At 44.3% G+C, this 17,818-nt stretch carries 15 protein-coding genes; 4 read left to right on the top strand and 11 right to left on the bottom strand.

The features are described from left to right. Positions 1 to 10 precede the first annotated feature (10 nt). The 6 genes from CPIN_RS06290 to CPIN_RS06270 all read right to left on the bottom strand — a co-directional run bounded on the left by CPIN_RS06290 (position 11) and on the right by CPIN_RS06270 (position 7,584). On the bottom strand, positions 11 to 1,417 hold the full coding sequence (locus tag CPIN_RS06290; protein ID WP_012788944.1) for a methyltransferase domain-containing protein: 1,407 nt from the start codon (positions 1,415 to 1,417) through the stop codon (positions 11 to 13). 5 nt (positions 1,418 to 1,422) lie between these two features. Further along, positions 1,423 to 2,151 carry a methyltransferase domain-containing protein gene (locus CPIN_RS06285; RefSeq protein WP_012788943.1) on the bottom strand — a complete coding sequence of 243 codons (729 nt, stop codon included), beginning with the start codon at positions 2,149 to 2,151 and terminating at the stop codon, positions 1,423 to 1,425. Positions 2,152 to 2,230: 79 nt separating this feature from the next. Next, positions 2,231 to 2,401 (bottom strand): hypothetical protein, encoded by a 171-nt coding sequence (locus CPIN_RS38905; RefSeq protein WP_012788942.1) that lies wholly within the window; start codon positions 2,399 to 2,401, stop codon positions 2,231 to 2,233. An 85-nt stretch (positions 2,402 to 2,486) separates the two neighbouring features. After that, entirely contained in the window at positions 2,487 to 4,907 is a 2,421-nt protein-coding gene (locus CPIN_RS06280) for a TonB-dependent receptor (protein ID WP_083781071.1), read from the bottom strand. Positions 4,908 to 4,947: 40 nt separating this feature from the next. Beyond that, positions 4,948 to 6,186: an HEXXH motif-containing putative peptide modification protein gene (locus CPIN_RS06275; protein WP_012788940.1), complete on the bottom strand. Its 1,239-nt coding sequence runs from the start codon at positions 6,184 to 6,186 to the stop codon at positions 4,948 to 4,950. Between the two features lie 111 nt (positions 6,187 to 6,297). Continuing rightward, positions 6,298 to 7,584 (bottom strand): aldo/keto reductase, encoded by a 1,287-nt coding sequence (locus CPIN_RS06270; RefSeq protein WP_012788939.1) that lies wholly within the window; start codon positions 7,582 to 7,584, stop codon positions 6,298 to 6,300. 104 nt (positions 7,585 to 7,688) lie between these two features. Between CPIN_RS06270 and CPIN_RS06265 the strand changes: the two genes are divergently transcribed. Together CPIN_RS06265 and CPIN_RS06260 are read left to right on the top strand one after the other, a co-directional pair. Continuing rightward, complete coding sequence (locus CPIN_RS06265) at positions 7,689 to 8,090, top strand: DUF1573 domain-containing protein (RefSeq protein WP_012788938.1); 402 nt, start codon at positions 7,689 to 7,691, stop codon at positions 8,088 to 8,090. A gap of 167 nt (positions 8,091 to 8,257) precedes the next feature. Continuing rightward, positions 8,258 to 9,304: a Gfo/Idh/MocA family oxidoreductase gene (locus CPIN_RS06260; RefSeq protein ID WP_012788937.1), complete on the top strand. Its 1,047-nt coding sequence runs from the start codon at positions 8,258 to 8,260 to the stop codon at positions 9,302 to 9,304. 72 nt (positions 9,305 to 9,376) lie between these two features. Here the strand turns inward: CPIN_RS06260 and CPIN_RS06255 are convergent, their stop codons facing one another. Then, a complete protein-coding gene (locus tag CPIN_RS06255; protein ID WP_012788936.1) occupies positions 9,377 to 11,281 on the bottom strand; it encodes a RecQ family ATP-dependent DNA helicase in 1,905 nt (634 codons plus the stop codon). 49 nt (positions 11,282 to 11,330) lie between these two features. Continuing rightward, a complete protein-coding gene (locus CPIN_RS06250; RefSeq protein ID WP_012788935.1) occupies positions 11,331 to 13,436 on the bottom strand; it encodes a heavy metal translocating P-type ATPase in 2,106 nt (701 codons plus the stop codon). Positions 13,437 to 13,631: 195 nt separating this feature from the next. On the opposite strand from CPIN_RS06250, the gene tsaE reads away from it, so the two are divergent. Both tsaE and CPIN_RS06240 read left to right on the top strand, forming a co-directional pair. Further along, the gene (gene tsaE, locus CPIN_RS06245) at positions 13,632 to 14,054 is read left to right on the top strand and encodes a tRNA (adenosine(37)-N6)-threonylcarbamoyltransferase complex ATPase subunit type 1 TsaE (protein WP_012788934.1); all 423 of its coding nucleotides are present in this window, start codon (positions 13,632 to 13,634) and stop codon (positions 14,052 to 14,054) included. A gap of 67 nt (positions 14,055 to 14,121) precedes the next feature. Further along, positions 14,122 to 15,339, top strand: coding sequence for an alanine dehydrogenase (locus CPIN_RS06240; RefSeq protein WP_012788933.1), 1,218 nt, complete (start codon positions 14,122 to 14,124; stop codon positions 15,337 to 15,339). Here CPIN_RS06240 and CPIN_RS06235 read toward each other — a convergent pair. The 3 genes from CPIN_RS06235 to CPIN_RS06225 form a co-directional block, all read right to left on the bottom strand. Continuing rightward, positions 15,336 to 16,571, bottom strand: a complete 1,236-nt coding sequence (locus CPIN_RS06235) for an outer membrane beta-barrel protein (RefSeq protein WP_012788932.1) — start codon at positions 16,569 to 16,571, stop codon at positions 15,336 to 15,338. The genes CPIN_RS06240 and CPIN_RS06235 overlap by 4 nt on opposite strands. 62 nt (positions 16,572 to 16,633) lie before the next feature. Beyond that, complete coding sequence (locus tag CPIN_RS06230) at positions 16,634 to 17,434, bottom strand: undecaprenyl-diphosphate phosphatase (RefSeq protein ID WP_012788931.1); 801 nt, start codon at positions 17,432 to 17,434, stop codon at positions 16,634 to 16,636. Positions 17,435 to 17,530: 96 nt separating this feature from the next. Further along, positions 17,531 to 17,797, bottom strand: a complete 267-nt coding sequence (locus CPIN_RS06225) for a DUF3098 domain-containing protein (protein ID WP_012788930.1) — start codon at positions 17,795 to 17,797, stop codon at positions 17,531 to 17,533. Positions 17,798 to 17,818 lie beyond the last annotated feature (21 nt).

Below are 17,818 nucleotides of genomic sequence, written 5' to 3'. Positions count from 1 at the left end.
TTTAAGATAATTAGATTCTGTTGATCACTTTCAGTGATTCAAGGTGCAGTAATACATCTGCTATCATAGAAGGTGCTTCGATCTCATAGCAACTATCCAGGTGCGTGATCAATGCTTCGAATGTCTGTGGCGCAGCCAGAAAGCGCAATATGTCAAAAGCCAGTTCGGCAATGATAACCGCCTCTCCTTCTGCCGTACGGATCATAATCTGATCCATCGGAATATCTTCTTCCAGCCGGCCTCTCACTTCATATTTTATGCCTTCAGCAACACCGAATATGGTGGTATCCTCTATCGGCCGCTGTACATATTCTTTCTTACGAAACACGACCAGCCAGTTCTTCAGGGAAACCGTCTGCATAGACAATTCCGATTCCAGGTGGTTGCATGTGATCACTTCCTCCCGCACCACTTCAAAGCCAGCCCTTATAAAAGCAGCCCTAATCTCGTTGGCAGCCAGCTTCTCGCTGACGTCTTCAAACCCATATCCCAGTGGTCCGAGATGAATAAACACACCGCCCGGTTTCAACAATCTTTTTACTTCAGGCAATAAGAGCTTCAGGGCCAGTACGTCCGTAAAATAGGCAGAACAAAAAGCAGAGATACTGCCGTCTTTATGCGGAGAATGCAGGATATCCGAAATGTAACAGAAAAGCTTATCACTCACCTCGGGTAACGTATACCCGCTGAAAGGAGCATGATAGCTGGCGGTCAGTTCTCTGGCTACATAAGTATCCTGTAATATATTAGCGTAGTTGATTTCATGAAAATTGATACTCGCGCCTTTTAGCAACTGCTGAAAGAACCAGAGCATAGAAAAGGACAGATCTGTTGCATATACCTTTTCAAAATATCCGCAGAGTTCCACAGCGATACGCCCAACTCCTGCCCCTGCCACAAGAATATTCTCCCGGTCGCTGATGGCGTCACTGATTACTTCTTCCAGTGGGCCCAGTATTTCAGACAATTGCAATTCTCCTTCTTCCAGCCAGCACCAGTCCCGTTTCAGGTATTGAAAATCTTTCAGGACGGCGGCTGATGCGGAAGAAGACCTGGTCCTGAGCAGTGCAGCAGGACTCACACGCTCACATAGCATGTTGACCAGTGTGCCTATTAGCTCATTATTGCCGGACAATGCTTTTCTTAATTGCTGCCAGTATACCTGTCTGTAGGGTCTGTTCTCAAAAGCCTGTTCCAGTTCACCCAATTCAGTTTCCTTCTGGCGGGCAAAATCTGCGTATTGTTTTGCCATACCGGCAATATATTCCTCTTCGTCGCTCATAAACAATGGCACCCCATGCAGGTGCTGATAGTCTTTATGGCATACAGCACAACTGTATGTCTCCTCTTTTATAAGAGGCGCTCCGCATTGCAGGCAGATCATCTGATCGGCAGCAATGTCAGTATATGTAATCATCTGATTTATTTTATAGCAAGAAAACCCTCAAAACAAACATATTTCATCACAGACAGGATATCTACAAAACCGGCCCTTGTCAGCAGGTCTTTATTTCCGGTAGTAGAAAAAGGTTCCAGTACACCTTTCAGACTTCTGCTCTTAGCCAGAATCTCTCCGGCAGTAAAACCCTGCGCCAGTTTAAACTCCGTATAGAGGCTGGTAGCAATATCCTGAAAACGCGCATCATTCGCCCGTACTTTTTCAAACATGATTAACGCACCGCCCCAGTTGAGCGCATTGTATATTTTGTCCACCACCAGTTGCCGCACTTTCGGCTTTATGAATTGAAGGGTGTAATACAGGATGATCAGGTCACTTTTCTTCAGGTCGATATCAAGTATATCATCACATATAAAAGAAACCTGCGGATATGCACTGCATTTTTCCTTTGCAGCACTGATCATATCGGCTTCTCTGTCTACGCCTATTATTTCAACATCTTTTTCTTTACAGTTAATGGCTAACTGTTTGGTGAGTTCGGCTGTTGAGCAACCTATTTCATAACATACTGAATCGTCCGACAAAAAGAAATCCGATAACTTTACAATAAGGTCATGTCCTTCATGATATAAGGGAATCGACTTGGGAGCGTGTGTATCAAAGGCGGCCACAGTTTTACCGGAGAAGGTCCATCCTGCATTGGCGGCAACGATCGTATCACCGGCATGGAACGTTGTTAATTCGTTATCCATATTGCGGGGTTATTAGTGAAGGGAAAAAGACAAGAGCAGTATTGCTACTGCCCTTGTTTACACTCTTACGTAGTTTCGATTACAGCGCAGATGCTGTTTCCAGCGTAGTGTGGCAAGATGCGAGTGTACCACCTACGATTTTTGCCAGCGCATCTTCTGCTTTCACTGACTGTGCTGCTGCTTTCAGCTCTTCGATGGTCAGTTTTTTCTTTGTTTCGTTAGCTTTGGAGCTGTTTTTACCCATTTTCATACAATGAACGTTTATTTGGTTAACGCCTACTCTGTCGCAGATTTTCGGCTTCCTCTGTAAAACCCTTGTGTATTGTAAATAACAATTATCTCATTCTATCCCTTTCGCTGCCGATACCGATGGTATGTCTCTTGGCAGTTCTCAGTTTACTGTTGCCAAACTTATAACTGAGGTTCAGTTTAACAACCCTTGAATCGGTATAGGTTTTGTATCCGGAGTGCTGGTCCAGGTAGTTGATGTCCCACTGCCACCTGTTGGTATAGAAGATATCCGTTACACTTAACACGGCTGCAAACTTTGCAGAGAATGTTTTACGGATAGCTGCATCCACAAAGAAACGTGTACCTACTTCATACAAACCATTCAGCGATGGCGTTCTGTAATAAGCTGTCATCTCTGCCGTCACACTCTTAGATATAGGAAATGTATTATTCGCGTTGATATAAAATACCGGTTTCGTGATGTTATAAGTACCATTCAGATAAGGCGTCTTATACTGTATCAGGTAATTATTCCAGGTGATATTACTCTGCCACCATTTCGTGATTGTGACAGGAATAATAAAGTAAATACGGTAGTAATAGCAGTGATCAATATTTGCAATGATATTCTGCAATGACTGTGTATCATAATGCTGCTGTACTGACTGTTCAATCCTGTCGCTGATATTATCTATCTCGATCGCTACGCGATATTTCTTCCTGAATATATAAGCCAGTTCCAGCGTATTGGTATAAGAAGGCTTCAGGAAAGGATTACCCGTTGAATAAGCATTGGGATCTCTCCGGATGGCCAGCGGACTGAGATAATTATAATTCGGCCGCTCAAAGCTCGTGGTGTAAGAAAAATTAAATTCATGGTTCTTATTGACCACATACTGTGCGAACACAGACGGGAATACCCTGAAATAATTCCTGTCAACGATATCGTTCTGCCTTAACACACTACCTTTTGCAATGGTCTGTTCCACACGTGTACCTGCCTTTACCGTCCATTTCTTAAATGCCTTTTCCAGGTTAAAATAGGCGGCATTGACATTTTCTGTATAGTCAAACTTATTCAGTTGTGCAGTATCTACCCTGTATTTATCCCCTTCCAATTCCGCGTAAACGAGGTCGCTGTTATTCTCCATCCAGGTGCTTTTGGCGCCCAGTTCCAGGGTATAATCGTTCTTCAGCTTTCTTATAAAATCGACGGTAATGCCTTTTACATTCAGCTTTACAGGCGCTTCGTTCCTGAAGTAAGCAGAGGGTTTTCGTTCCTCCATATTTGGATTGAAGTAGGAAAAGAAATAGTCCTGTCCATTGTCCGCGTTGTAATGTGCATAGTCTGCATTTACACTCAGGGATCCTTTCGCACCCATTGTCAGATTATAGTACACATTATACAACTGCACACCTGACGGATATCTGATGGCGCTGTTAGTATGTACAATAGAATCTATATTGCCTTTGCTCCAGATATAAGTATCATTATCATACTGGCTTTTCCTGCGTACCCGCTGGGCATTGACCTGAAAACCTATTGTATGCTTGGCGTTGATGGTATAATCCAGTCCGCCGATCAGCGTATGCGATCTGTTGATTGTACGCGCATATTGTTGTTGATCGAAATACACCGGAACTGTCTGATCAGCATAATTAACATAAGATGGTTGCCGCTGATAATCTTTAATGCTCATGAAAGAATAGTTCGCATAAGCATTCAGCTTTCCTACTTTATAGTTCAGGTTTACCGCGGGACTGTATTTATCATATTTTCCCTGTCCGTATGTAAAAGACGCGGTTCCATTCATACCTTCCGCCTGGTTCCTTACTGTTCTGATATTCACCACACCAACACCTTGTCCTGCTTCATAGCGGGCAGAAGGATGTTTAATGATCTCTATCTGACTTACCTGATCGGCTGCCATACCTCTCAGCATGTTGCTCAGTTGTTCTCCGCGCAGATAAGTTGATTTACCATTTATCAATACTACAGCGCCTGTAGTACCGAGTATAGATACTGCACTGCCACTGGTTTCCACACCGGGTGATTTACCCAGGAGATTCCATACAGAGTTCCCGTTTGTCAGGATACTCTTCTCTACGTTCAGTACTATTTTATCGATCTTATATTCTATCAGTGGCTTTCGCGATGCGACAGTCACTTCTTTTAACAGACGAGGGTCTCTTTTCAATACCAGCGACTGTTCTGCAATATTGTTATCAGTGGTGGTAAGATTCAACGGAACAGATACTTCCCTGTAGCCGATTAACACTGCTTTCAGTGCGTAGTTTCCTTTCTTCAGGTGTCTGATTTCATAGCCACCTGCAGCATCGCTTTCGGCATTGGCAACTATTGTCGAATCGGGCAGATTCAACACAGTAATTTTAGCATATGCGATAGGTAACTGCGTACTATCCTCCTTCACTGTTCCTCTAATCTGTAACTGGGCTGACACCTGTAGGTGAATGAGTACAGACAATAGTAACAGTGACGCTGTCTTTTTACAAGCGCTCATCATAGGTTTTCATTTAAAAGCAAATCGGAACAGGATCTATTGGTTATTCGCTGGTTATTGAGTAATCATTTAAGAGACAAAAATTAGGATAACTAAACCTGGAAACCTGATTGGAGAAGTCCGCACGATCCAGTATATGTCTGATGTTTTCCAGTGTATGCTCAATACCTTCATGCAGGGATGTATAGAGATTTTCTCCTGCATCGGTATAGACTTCTGAAAAAACAACTGTTTGCATACCGGTCTTATATCTGCGGCTCTGGTCACAGTACCGGGCTATCAGTTCATGACGTTCTTCCCGGGAGAATGCATCCTTTAACCTGAACAACACATCAAAACATTTCACACGTTGCGCCACGGTAAATATTCCATGGAAAGCGTCGTAGATATTTCTTTTGTCAGCTGTTATCCCTGAATAATCTGATAATAATTTCAGTTCAGGATTGATCACAAAATACTCGTCCATATTGAACATGTAAGCATTGAGCATATTGTGTGACCACTGGTGTATCAGATCGTCCAGAAAGAAAGCGATGTTGCTGTTCGCATTTGCATTCAGGAACACAGTCCCCTGTAATTCTTTTGTAGCAAAGCTGTTAACGGGTTCGCTGTTAAAGATCACTATCTTGCGGTTTGTCATACAGGACATCCTGTAAAAAGCAGGACAGTGTGCTTCAATGAGCTTCAGTGCACGTTCCAGGTTATCGCGCTGTAACACGCTGATGTTGTAGGTATCAATCGCTGATGCATCCACGACAGCGTCTTCACGTACAGGGACAAAATACTTATAAAACAGGGGGTGATTGAATGGCAGCAATTCAAAACCACCAACCATCTGCAGCGGCACAAAAGTATGTGGCAGCAGTGTATCCCCATGTCTTACTTCGAAGGTTGTTCCTCCTCTGTAGCGCACCTGCGCTGTTTCTACATGGGTTGCACCGGTAAGGCAAATGCTTCCCATTTTAGGCAGATAAGCTATACCATGCGGATCAAATGTCGCTGTAAACGAATTTGGGCGCTGTTCTTCAGAAATGTATCCAAACAGGATCTGTTCCAGTGAAGGACGGTTGGGAGCTGTTGCGTTATTAAACCAGGCAAATAACAGTGGTTCCAGAAAGATATCATCATCATTGATGTCCAGTAGGGATATGATATTTTCGTCCTCCTTATATACCAGTATTTTTATTGTTTGCGCAAGTTCTTCCAGCTTATCCTGCAGTCTGAGATCATCAATAAAATCTGTTGATTGATCCGGTCTCCGCGTGATATTGAGGGGTAACATAGTGTTGTGGATGTTATGTTATGGGTCTTACTTTATTGGGCAACACTTCTTACTTCCTTTCTTTAATCTTCAAAACGAATTTAGCAACATTTTCGAATCCTCCAAAAAAATTTAGTCACGCATTGAGAACAAACGCTCAATCGACTTTACATAACTTTTCTTTGTCATTCCTACCAAAACGTGATCCACACCGGCTTTCAGACAATATTCACAAGCTAGCTCTGAAATTTCTCGTTTATCATTCGCAGGCAAAAAGCCATTTTGGACAAATTTATCTCTCCATGCAGCAGCTTTCAACGTGAGTTCTTTTCGCGAGTAATCTTTACATAACTGCTTCAGTTTTTCGTATATGCGTTTATGCGTAACCGGAATATTGTTATCATATAAAGTTCTGAGCAGAGGATACAAATGTGTCTGAAACACTTGCTCCACGGCGTCCGGAGTACCCATATTCATCCATCTCTCATGAATGATCTTTACAACCGGCAATGACAAGACATCTTCTTCAAGATCATTTTTAATCATCCGTTGTTGTATCAATGCCATCACTTTTTCTACCAGCAACACATCCTTCTCCATCTGCAATTTGGCCGTTTCTTTCTCATAGGAGGCAAACCTGATTATCTCATTCCCCTGTTGACTACTCAGTGGTCTGTTTGCAATGGTGATGATATCATTCTCTTTTGCAGCTGTTATAATGCTACGCCCATTATGATGTGGTATAAGCGCCTGCTGCTCAATCAGATTAAAAGGGAACTGTATGAACTTAAAATGATGCGCAGAACGAATGCTACGTGCGATCTCCAGCAGTTTATCAAGGTTTGTCGTATCATCGGCTGCCGTATCTAAAGGGAAGGTATTTGAACTAATACCATAGTACCTTATCAGACCTTTATCAACCTGTGCTTCCAGCCATTCAAACGCTTTGCGGATACGATGGTAATACTCAATTCTACTCACTGGCACGTTTGTTTGCCGGAAGTAATGTTCAGGGTTATGCAACAGGAAGGTGTCCACATAATCAACCTGCATACGTTGTAAGGAAAGCGTCAGCTGTAGTTCCAGGTATACCGGATGAATCGAATACTTCATCCTTTCAGAGAAAGTAATCACTTCATCTTCCAAGAGCTGACTATCTACAGTGTCTAACAGGGGCAAACTTTCACCCTGTATATAACCTGCTTTCGTTACAATAAAAACCTTCTCTCTCAGCTGATGCGCTGACAGCACCTCGCCGAGCAATCGTTCGGAAGCGCCATTCAGATAGTTACTGGCTGTATCCAGCAGATTACATCCGGCGTATATAGCAGCAAGAAGGGCTTCATGGTGTTCCTGCTGGTTAACTGATGTACGGTAAGCGCCAAATCCGGCGGCAGTAAGTTGTTGTATCGGTAACATATTTCAGGGTTTAAAAAGGGCTTCGGATCACTAAAATAAATCCTTTATAGCGTTTACCACATTTTCTTTAAATTTACTTTATCTATAACCCTCAAAAGTATAACATGAAGAAATTAGCTTTAACCCTTTTTGTCAGCCTCTTTTTCTTATGTACCCAAGCCCAGACAAATACCTCTACCGCTACGGAACACCCTGCAGACAGCAAAGTAAAATTCAAAAAGGAAAATGTTGACTTCGGTACCACTGCTTTTAACAAACCTGTTACTGTCAATTTTGAGTTTACCAACGTGGAAAAACAACCGGTGCTGATTGAAAATGTAAGGACCAGCTGCGGATGCACCGCTCCTACATGGACGAAAGAACCCGTGCTGCCAGGTAAATCTGGAAAAGTAACCACTACTTATTCTGCCAACTCTGTTGGACAACAAAACAAAACGATCTGGGTAAAGATCAAAGGCATTGACCAGGAAAAAGAATTACATCTGACCGGAACTGTACAGAACTAAGCCTTGCTACAATCACCTTATTGCCTGGCAGCAGCGTCACAAACGCCTTTCTGCCAGGCTTTTTTATTGGTTTCCCCCTTCCTGTTCCTGCCTGTCATACATTTTATTGATAATCATTTCGCAAGATTTATTATCTTATTGCCTCAATAGATCAAACTAAAGATTACATGGAAAAAATCATCAAAACCGGCATATGCGCCTATGGCATGTCAGGCCACGTTTTTCACGCACCTTTTATTCATGTACATCCCGGATTTGCATTCACGGCTGTGGTGGAAAGAAGTAAACACATGGCTCAGGAAAGATATCCTGATGTAAAGGTGTACAAAAGTGTAGAAGAAATGCTCCAGGATGACAGCCTGGAACTGATCGTTGTAAACACGCCCAACTATACACACTACGAATACACCAAAGCTGCGCTGAATGCGGGCAAACATGTGATCGTAGAAAAACCGTTCACCGTTGCATCCGAAGAAGGACAGGAACTGGTGGAACTGGCCAAAAGCAAAGGTCTTTTACTGAGCGTATACCATAACAGACGTTTTGATAGCGATTTCAAGATCGTACAACAGGTGATCAGCAGTGGTGACCTGGGTGATATCCTGGAAGCAGAAATTCATTATGACCGCTACCGCGAAGAACTCAGTTACAAGAAACATAAAGAAGCGGCATTGCCAGGAACCGGCGGACTGTATGACCTCGGATCTCACCTGGTAGATCAGGCACTGCAACTGTTCGGCATGCCTGACGGGATCTGGGCTGATATCCGTATCATCCGGAAAGAATCCCTGGTGGACGATTATTTCGAACTGGTATTCTTCTACGATAAACTGCGTGTTCGTTTAAAATGCAGCTACATCACCAGAGAGCCTATTCCTTCTTATCAGTTCCATGGCCGTAAAGGTTCTTTCATTAAAACAAAGGCTGATACACAGGAAACAATGCTGCAACAGGGACTCATGCCTGGCGCTCCTGGATGGGGTATAGAAGGCATTCATGAATGGGGTCTGATACACACAGAGAAAGACGGAGAAGTAATCAGAAAATACCTGCCATCACCAAAAGGTAATTACCTGGAATACTTTGACGGTATGTATGCCGCTATTGCAAACGGCGCACCTGTACCGGTTCAGCCTACTGATGCAGTCAATGTGATCCGTGTTATTGAAGCCGCATTTGAAAGCAGCAAAACCGGCAGTATCGTTAAACTGTAAAACAATCATTTTATATAAAGCGAAAGCCGTCCGCCAAAGGCGCGACGGCTTTCGCTTTATATAAAAATCATATTATCTGAGATATACTTTTCCATCGGCGTCCCGACCTGCTTTTTCCTCCAGGATCAGGAACTGCATCACTTCCAGCAGTGCGTCTTCCTCAATAGCTAAAAGCCGGTTTCTCACTACATGCCACTCCTCCGGTTCATTCCCTAACTGCGCTATTAACTGACTGGCAATTGTTGCACCTGCCTTCGCTTCCAGGGGCTTTTTTCTTTTCTCTATACACACATCACAGGTACCACATTCTGCTGTATTTTTCTCACCAAAATACCTTACCAGCAATTGTGTACGACAGACCTCTCTGTTCTCCACATAATTCATCATGGCATCCAACCGCGCTTTATAAGCCTGCATACGCTCTTTTATCTTCCCCGCATCTATCTGCAGACGTTGCGCTGATACCCGCTCCTGCGAAAAGCACAATTGCGGTTCTTCTTTACGCTGATTATACTTAATGATTCCCCGTTGATGTAATTGCTGTAACCATTGTACAATCTGTGGTTCAGGCTTTCTTAAAATACGTGCAAGTTGTTTTTCATACACCGGCACCGGCGTATCAAAAACACCTTCATACGTGCGCAGTAATGTCTGGGTGATTGGTTCGAAGTCCGCTTGCATATCAGTAAAATCATACAACGTCTGCTTACTGATCACAAACTCTACTCTTGAAGGCATGAACACACTTTCACTCAGTTGCAGTATACCTTCCTGTTCCAATATGCGTAACGCACTATAGGTAATCGTGATATTGAGATTAAATTTTCTTACAAAATCATTGATATCAAAATCGTAATATACTCCTTCTGCGCTGCCCACAGCCACCTGCAGATAGTTAACCAGACTTTGATACACTTCACGGATCTCGGGTATTTCGGGGAACTGTAATTGCATTGCCTGAACCATTTCATTCAGTTCCTGCTGTTGGTATAAGAGTACGGCATATGCCTTCTTTTCATCTCTTCCTGCGCGGCCCGCTTCCTGATAGTAAGCCTCCAGCGCATCCGTAGCATCATAATGTACTACCAGCCGTACATCCGGTTTGTCGATCCCCATACCGAATGCATTGGTACAGGCAATCACCCGTATACGGCTGTTGATCCACAATTCCTGCCGTGCAGTACGTTCATCTCCGGTCAGTCCCGCGTGATAATAGGTAGCAGAAATCCCCTCCTGTTCCAGCATATCGGCAATCTCCCGCGTACGTTTCCGGTTACGGCAATAGACGATCGCACTGCCGGGTACTCTTTGCAGGATGTGCTTCAGTTTTTCAGGTTTATTATCTTCTTCGATAACACTATAGGAAAGATTAGAACGGGCAAAGCTTTTGGTAAATATAGCCGCCCGTTTCATCAGCAGCTTTTCACAGATATCCTGCTGTACTTCAGGAGTAGCAGATGCGGTGAGCGCCAGTACAGGCACTCCCGGGAAATATCCCCTGATAGCTGCTATATCCAGATAAGCAGGACGAAAATCATATCCCCACTGTGAAATACAGTGTGCTTCATCAATAGCCAGCAGATTCACCGGCATACCATCGCAATATTCCAGGAAACGTTTACTCTGCAAACGCTCCGGAGAAACATACAGGAATTTATACTTTCCTCTGCGGGCATCTTCCAGCAGCCGTTCCACATCCTGATAATACATACCGGCATAGATGGCGGCAGCGGGTATATTCCGCTTCTGCAGGTTTGCTACCTGGTCTTTCATCAACGCGATCAACGGCGTGACGACCAGGCATAATCCTGGTTTCATCAATGCCGGCACCTGGAAACAAATAGACTTACCACCACCCGTAGGCAGCAATGCAAGGGTATCTTTTCCGTTGATGATCGACTGTATGATATCTTCCTGTAAAGGACGGAATTGTTCGTATCCCCAGAACTTCTTGAGTATGTCGGATGGATTGAGCATATCTGAGCAGGTGTAAAAATAAAGAATCTGCACCTACAGGATGCAATACTCAGACCACCTTTTTATAGCGTAATCTGACTGAGTTCACTGCCAGAACAATATCTGACAAGGCCATCACGCCGGCGCCTGAAATGGGGCTTAATACGCCAAATGCAGCGAAAGGAATAGCAATGATATTATAAATAAATGCCCAGAAGAGGTTCTGTTTGATTGTCAGGTAGGTATGTCGTCCTAATCCCAGTGCCAGCGGCAGTGAAGATAGACGGTTATTCAGCAGGATCACATTGGCGCTCTGCATGGCCACATGTGTAGCATCACTCAGAGAGATACCTATGCTGGCCCTTGCCAGCGCAGGCGCGTCATTGATGCCATCGCCTACCATTGCCACAGCGGCTTCTTTCATCAGTGCATCGATCTTCTGTAGCTTCTGTTCAGGTGTTTGTCCGGCAAATACCTCGGTAATACCTACCTGTGCGGCCAGTTCCCGGCATTTTCTTTCTGTATCTCCACTCAGCAGTACCGGCTTGATCCCCCTGTGTTTTAACAGCTGCACCATCTGGGCGGCATCAGGTCTGATTTCGTCGGTAAAGTCGATCCAGCCGGCCAGTTGCCCGTTTTTCAGCAGGTAGATGTTATGACTGTCATCTTTGGTAGCGTTTTCCGCCATTGTATAGGAGCCCAGCTGCCATTCATTGCCCTGTGTGTCTTTTGCCTGCATACCGCGGCCTTTGATCTCTCTGACCTGCAATAATCCGGCTTCTCCCTCTCCCTTCCATTGAGCAGAAAGAGAACGGGCAATCGGATGGGAGGAATATTTTTCCAGGCTATATACCGTGGCTTTGAACGCCTGTTCGCTTATGCCTTCAAAATGATAATTACCTATCTGTAATTTACCAGTGGTGAGGGTACCGGTTTTATCCAGCACCACATATTTAATATCCTTAAAGGCTTCCAGTGTGTTGGCTCCCTTTATCAGGATACCATTATTAGCAGCGCGTCCCAATCCGACCATAACGGCTGCCGGTGTAGCCAGTCCCATCGCACAGGGACAGGCAATCACCAGTACGGCAATACTCTTCATAATGGCTTCTCCGGTCGTTACCTGGCTGAAAAGCAGCCATCCGAGGAAAGTGGCAATGGAAATACCCAGTACCAGGGGTACAAAAATACCACTGATCCTGTCCGCCAGTCTTTGCATATCGGGTTTGCTGCCCTGGGCCTGTTTGACCAGTTCTATGATATAGGACAATACAGTATCCTTTCCTGTAGCGGTAATGAACATCTTGATACTACCATCTTCCATGATGGTGCCACCGATTACCTTATCTTTCTCTTTTTTTGATATGGGTGTGCTTTCACCGGTGATCATGGACTCGTTGATATATCCGTTACCCCAGTAAATAGTGCCATCCATCGGGATTTTGTCACCCGTATTGACTAATACTTTATCTCCTGGTTTCAGTGTCCGATTATCGACAGCATGGATATGTTCGTGATTTCCGTGGTCGGTGATCAGCCGTGCCGTGGTGACCTGCATACGTGCAAGATCCGCAATCGCGGTAGTTGTTTGTTTAACAGAACGCTCCTCCAGCAGATTACCCAGGAAAACGAGGGTAATGATCGCGGCAGCCGTTTCATAGAACATATACTCACCGCCAAGATGCAGTAAAGTACCTGTAAGGCTGTAACCATAGGCAGCGGTAGCACCCAATGTGATCAGTACGTCCATATTGGCCAGTCTGTTGACCAGGGAGCGCCATGCGCTACGCCCAAAGTGCCATAATCCCACCAGGTATACCGGTGTAGACAGGGCCAGCTGTACATATGGGTTGTGCAACCACCCCCAGTTTACCCACATATGCAGTAACAATGGAGCGGTAAATATGGCGCAGAAAATGAATTTAAAACTAAGGGTATTGAGAAATGCGGCTTTAGGCAGAGGCTGGTCAGGCAATAGTATCTGATAGCCCATCTGGTTAATGCCATTCAGTACTTCAGTAGCGGATGTAACGCCTTCCGGCAGGGTAAAACTCAACTCTTCTGTGGCAAAGCTCACATTTACGTCCTGCATACCTTTATGTTCAAGGTACCTGGACACCGATTGCGCGCAATTGGTGCAATGCATACCCCTTACTTTACAACTGATCGTTTCCATGTTCTACTGAATAAATATTAATATCAAAATACCACTACAAAGGTACCATGCCCCGTTTTACGCGAATAAAATATTAATGCAACGAAGTATCGGCATACGGGCTTATCATACAGATTATCAATCCGTTCCGGGTACCGGGATTTTTAATGCAACTGGGTAGCAACCAATGACATAGTAATTAGCTAAATTTACTGCATGGAATGGACATTTTCTCAGGAAGATCTGCCTGCCACGGCTGAAAGCTTCTGGCAACATTACAAGGGGCAACATATATTTACCCTGGAAGGCCCGATGGGAGCAGGTAAAACCACGTTTATAAAAGCTTTATGCGCCGCCAGAGGTGTAGAAGATGCGACTGCCAGTCCCACTTTTTCCATTATCAATGAATATGCTTTCAGGGAAAATGGCCAGCAGTATAGCATTTATCACCTCGATCTCTATCGTCTCAAAGACGAAGAAGAGGCCATCGCTGCCGGCGTAGAAGATACCATATACCGCGATCATGCAATCAGTTTCGTAGAATGGCCTGACATCATTAACGATCTGCTGCCTCCGGATACCATCCGGCTGCAGTTATCAGTGTTACCGGATAAAAAAAGGCTTTTACGCGCCGGATAATGCTTTCAACAAATGACGTATCTTTGGATACTCGGAAAAAATCACCCGGACCAATCTTGATAATCATATGGAGCAAAGGCAAAAACCTGTTGTGAGTGCTGGCTTTACATATTCACCACTGGAAGAAACGCTGGATATTCCTCAGAAAAATTCCCGTTTATTTATAGGTATACCAAAAGAAAATTCCTTCCAGGAAAACCGTATTGCATTAACACCAGATGCAGTAAGTATACTGGCCAACAATGGTCATCATATAGTGGTTGAACATAAAGCAGGCGACGGTTCTCATTTTTATGATACCGATTACTCAGAAGCTGGCGCTGAAATCCTATATGACAAAAAAGAAGTCTTTAAGGCAGAGATCATCGTAAAATCTGCTCCCCTCAATGACGAGGAAATAGAACTGCTACGTCCCCACCAGATCGTTATTTCTCCTATTCATCTTGCCGCACTCAAAATTGAGCAGGTACAGAAGATGATGGAAAAAAGGATTACCCTGCTTTCTTTTGAGAACCTGAAAGACGATGCAGGTACCTATCCGATTGTAAGGGCAATGAGTGAAATTGCCGGTGGCGCAGTCATGCTGCTGGCCGGTCAGTACCTCAGTAACAGCAATAAAGGAAAGGGTATCTTATTGGGTGGCGTAACAGGGATCCCGCCTACCAAGGTAGTCATCATCGGGGCTGGTATCGTAGGCGAATTTGCCGCCAGGACTGCGATGGCCCTGGGCGCTTCCGTAAAAGTATTCGACAATAATATCTATAAGCTGAAACGCCTGCAGAATAACATCGGCGTGCGTATATTCACTTCTGTTATGCAACCTAAGGTGCTGGCAGAACAACTCCGTAATGCCGACGTAGCGGTAGGTGCACTCTCCTCTCAGAATGGCCGTACCCCTATTGTTGTAACAGAAGCAATGGTCAGCAATATGAAGGCCGGCTCTGTAATCGTTGACGTAAGTATAGACCGTGGTGGCTGTTTCGAAACTTCTGAGATCACCAGCCACGAGAATCCGGTATTTAAGAAATACGACGTCGTACACTATTGCGTACCTAATATCCCATCCGGATTTGCCCGTACAGCATCAGAAGCGATCAGCAATGTGCTGATGCCGCTGCTGCTGGAAGCCGCCGATGACGGAGGCTTTGAAAACCTGGTATGGATCAAACGCGGTGTACGTAATGGTATCTATCTGTACAAAGGCGCGCTGACCAACTATCACCTCAGCGAAAAATTCAAATTAAAGTATACAGATCTGGAGCTGCTGCTGGCAGTGAAGGGCTAAAAAGTGAATCTTGCCAATAGCTGAAAGCTGTTTACCGCAGATTTACCACTCACATAGTTAGAGAATCCGTTACTGGTATTATACCTGGCTTCAATTCCGAACCTGTAAATATCAACACCGATGCCTCCTACAAGTGACTGCTCGTATTTACGGAGCTTTTCGATTGCTTGTATCCACTCTTCAGGTCTATAGTAATATCTGCGCGCATTATCCGTCTCTTTTATCATAAATCCATGCCCGATCCCGATGTTCGCATAGGGTCTGATAGCAGATTTAGTAGGATAGGTGTAACGAACCAATGTATTCACCTGTAAATAACTGAAGTCAAATTTGTAGTCATCTCCGATCTCCACTTTTGTAGCCGTTTTGATCCTTTTATAGAAAGCTTCAAATGCGATCGAAAAATTACGGCCAGCCCTTCCTAAAGGAACATTTGCCCATATGCCTCCTATCGGACTGTTATAGGAAGGGTATTTCCCTTTCGTGAAAAGCGCCGAACCATAGAAATTAAAGCTGTTAAAGGACATTCCTCCCATCAATCCGAATGTTACCGGGTAACGCACATTTCCCTTTTCGCTCAGGGGAGTAGCAACCGTCGCGGGATTTTTTTCTTTATTATAAGCCATAAAAAGCCGGGAGAGGCTTTTCTCTGAATAATTAGCAGTCAAGCTCTTACGAGAAATTCCTGGCGCATCTGCAAATAATTCAGATAACTGTTGTTTATAACGTTCGTCAGTAAATACTCCCTCTCTGTTGGTACCATACACATACGCTTTAATCAACTCCAGTTCGGTCACGGGAACATGCGCTGCGTCGTAGATATAATGCGCTCTTGAATGCTTGTCTATATACTCATACAGGTTATAGTGACCAGTAACCAGCTTATGCAGGAACACAAGTGTATCCCGTATTTCACGGGCGCCCATTTCGCTTTGTGCAGAAAAGTCTTCATAGGTGACATCAATTTTTACTTTACGGGATACATACTCATCCATAGCGTCTCCTATCCGGAAACCACTGATATCACCAGGACCAAAATGCTGGTCTGACGCATCGGATAAGCTTTGCTTAAAAGTGATGGAAGTAGGGGCCTGATACCAGTCACGGAAGTCTACAAAACCTTTCAGGGAATCATTTTTCAGGGTAATGATTGTTGCAGGAACATAATTTCGCTGTGCGATAGCAACACAGGCCACCGCCATACAGTACAGATACAGGATAAACGTTCTCATAAATATAAACAGGAAAAAAAAGCCCTGCCATGTTATGACAGGGCTTATATGTGAAGCTTCGATTACACAGATAATTTATATCCCAGGCCGATCGCCACCAGGATAGCAATACCTACCACGATACGGTAGTAGCCCCATACTCTGAAGCCGTATTTTTTCAGAGCATTGATAAAAAACTTGATCGCCACCATTGCCACTACAAACGCTACGACATTACCGATCAGAAGAAGCTTCAGGTTCTCTGTATTGGACATGAGCAATTCACGTCCTTTCAGCAGTTTGTAACCTGTAGCAGCTGCCATGGTTGGTACCGCGAGGAAGAAGGAAAATTCAGCCGCTACGTTGCGGGTGAGCTTTTGCTGCATACCGCCGATGATAGTCGCTGCGCTGCGACTTACACCGGGTATCATGGCCACACATTGCCAGAAACCGATACGTAAAGCCTTAAACAGGCTCATATCTTCATCCCTTTCGATGGTTTGTTTGGTAAACCAGTTGTCTACAAACAGCAGCACAACACCGCCTACGAGTAATGTAATCCCAACGACCAGCGGACTTTCCAGCAGGGCGTCAATTTTATCGGCAAACAGGTAACCTACAATCAATGCAGGTAATACTGCCACTACCAGTTTAATATAAAAGTTGACCCGGTTCTTATCAAATACCAGGAATTTCTTCCAGTAAAGTACCACTACCGCCAGGATAGCGCCTAACTGGATACATACTTCGAACAGCTTGGTAAATTCGTCTTTGTTGAGCTTTAACAATGCACTGGTGATTACCATATGTCCTGTAGATGATACAGGTAAAAATTCGGTTAATCCTTCCACAATTGCAATAATGATGGCCTGCCAGAGTTCCATGACAATTAACGGGTTTTAATTTCTGAGGTTGCTTGTTTATCAAAAAAAAGGCGATGAACTGGTCATCGCCATATGAAAATCATATCTTTTTACTGCTTATTTAGGTCTGCGCATGATCGCGTAGATCTCTACCACCAGGCCCAGTAAGATAACGATCGGAGCCAGTGTTATACGGCGGAAGCTATATACTTCTTCAGGTTTGAAGGTATTAGGATCATCGCTGTTGCCACCCATCATTAACAGGAAGCCCACTACTACCACTGCCAGTCCGGCAATCATGATCTTGTAGTTTTCTTTTGGAAAAACAGCACGGACGTCTACGCCTGTTTTCTCGACATTGATTGTCTTAGTTGCTTTACTCATATCTGTAGTATGGTGTAATTA

The organism is Chitinophaga pinensis DSM 2588, assembly GCF_000024005.1.
Taxonomy (GTDB): domain Bacteria; phylum Bacteroidota; class Bacteroidia; order Chitinophagales; family Chitinophagaceae; genus Chitinophaga; species Chitinophaga pinensis.
This window is presented reverse-complemented; position numbering and strand designations above follow the sequence as displayed.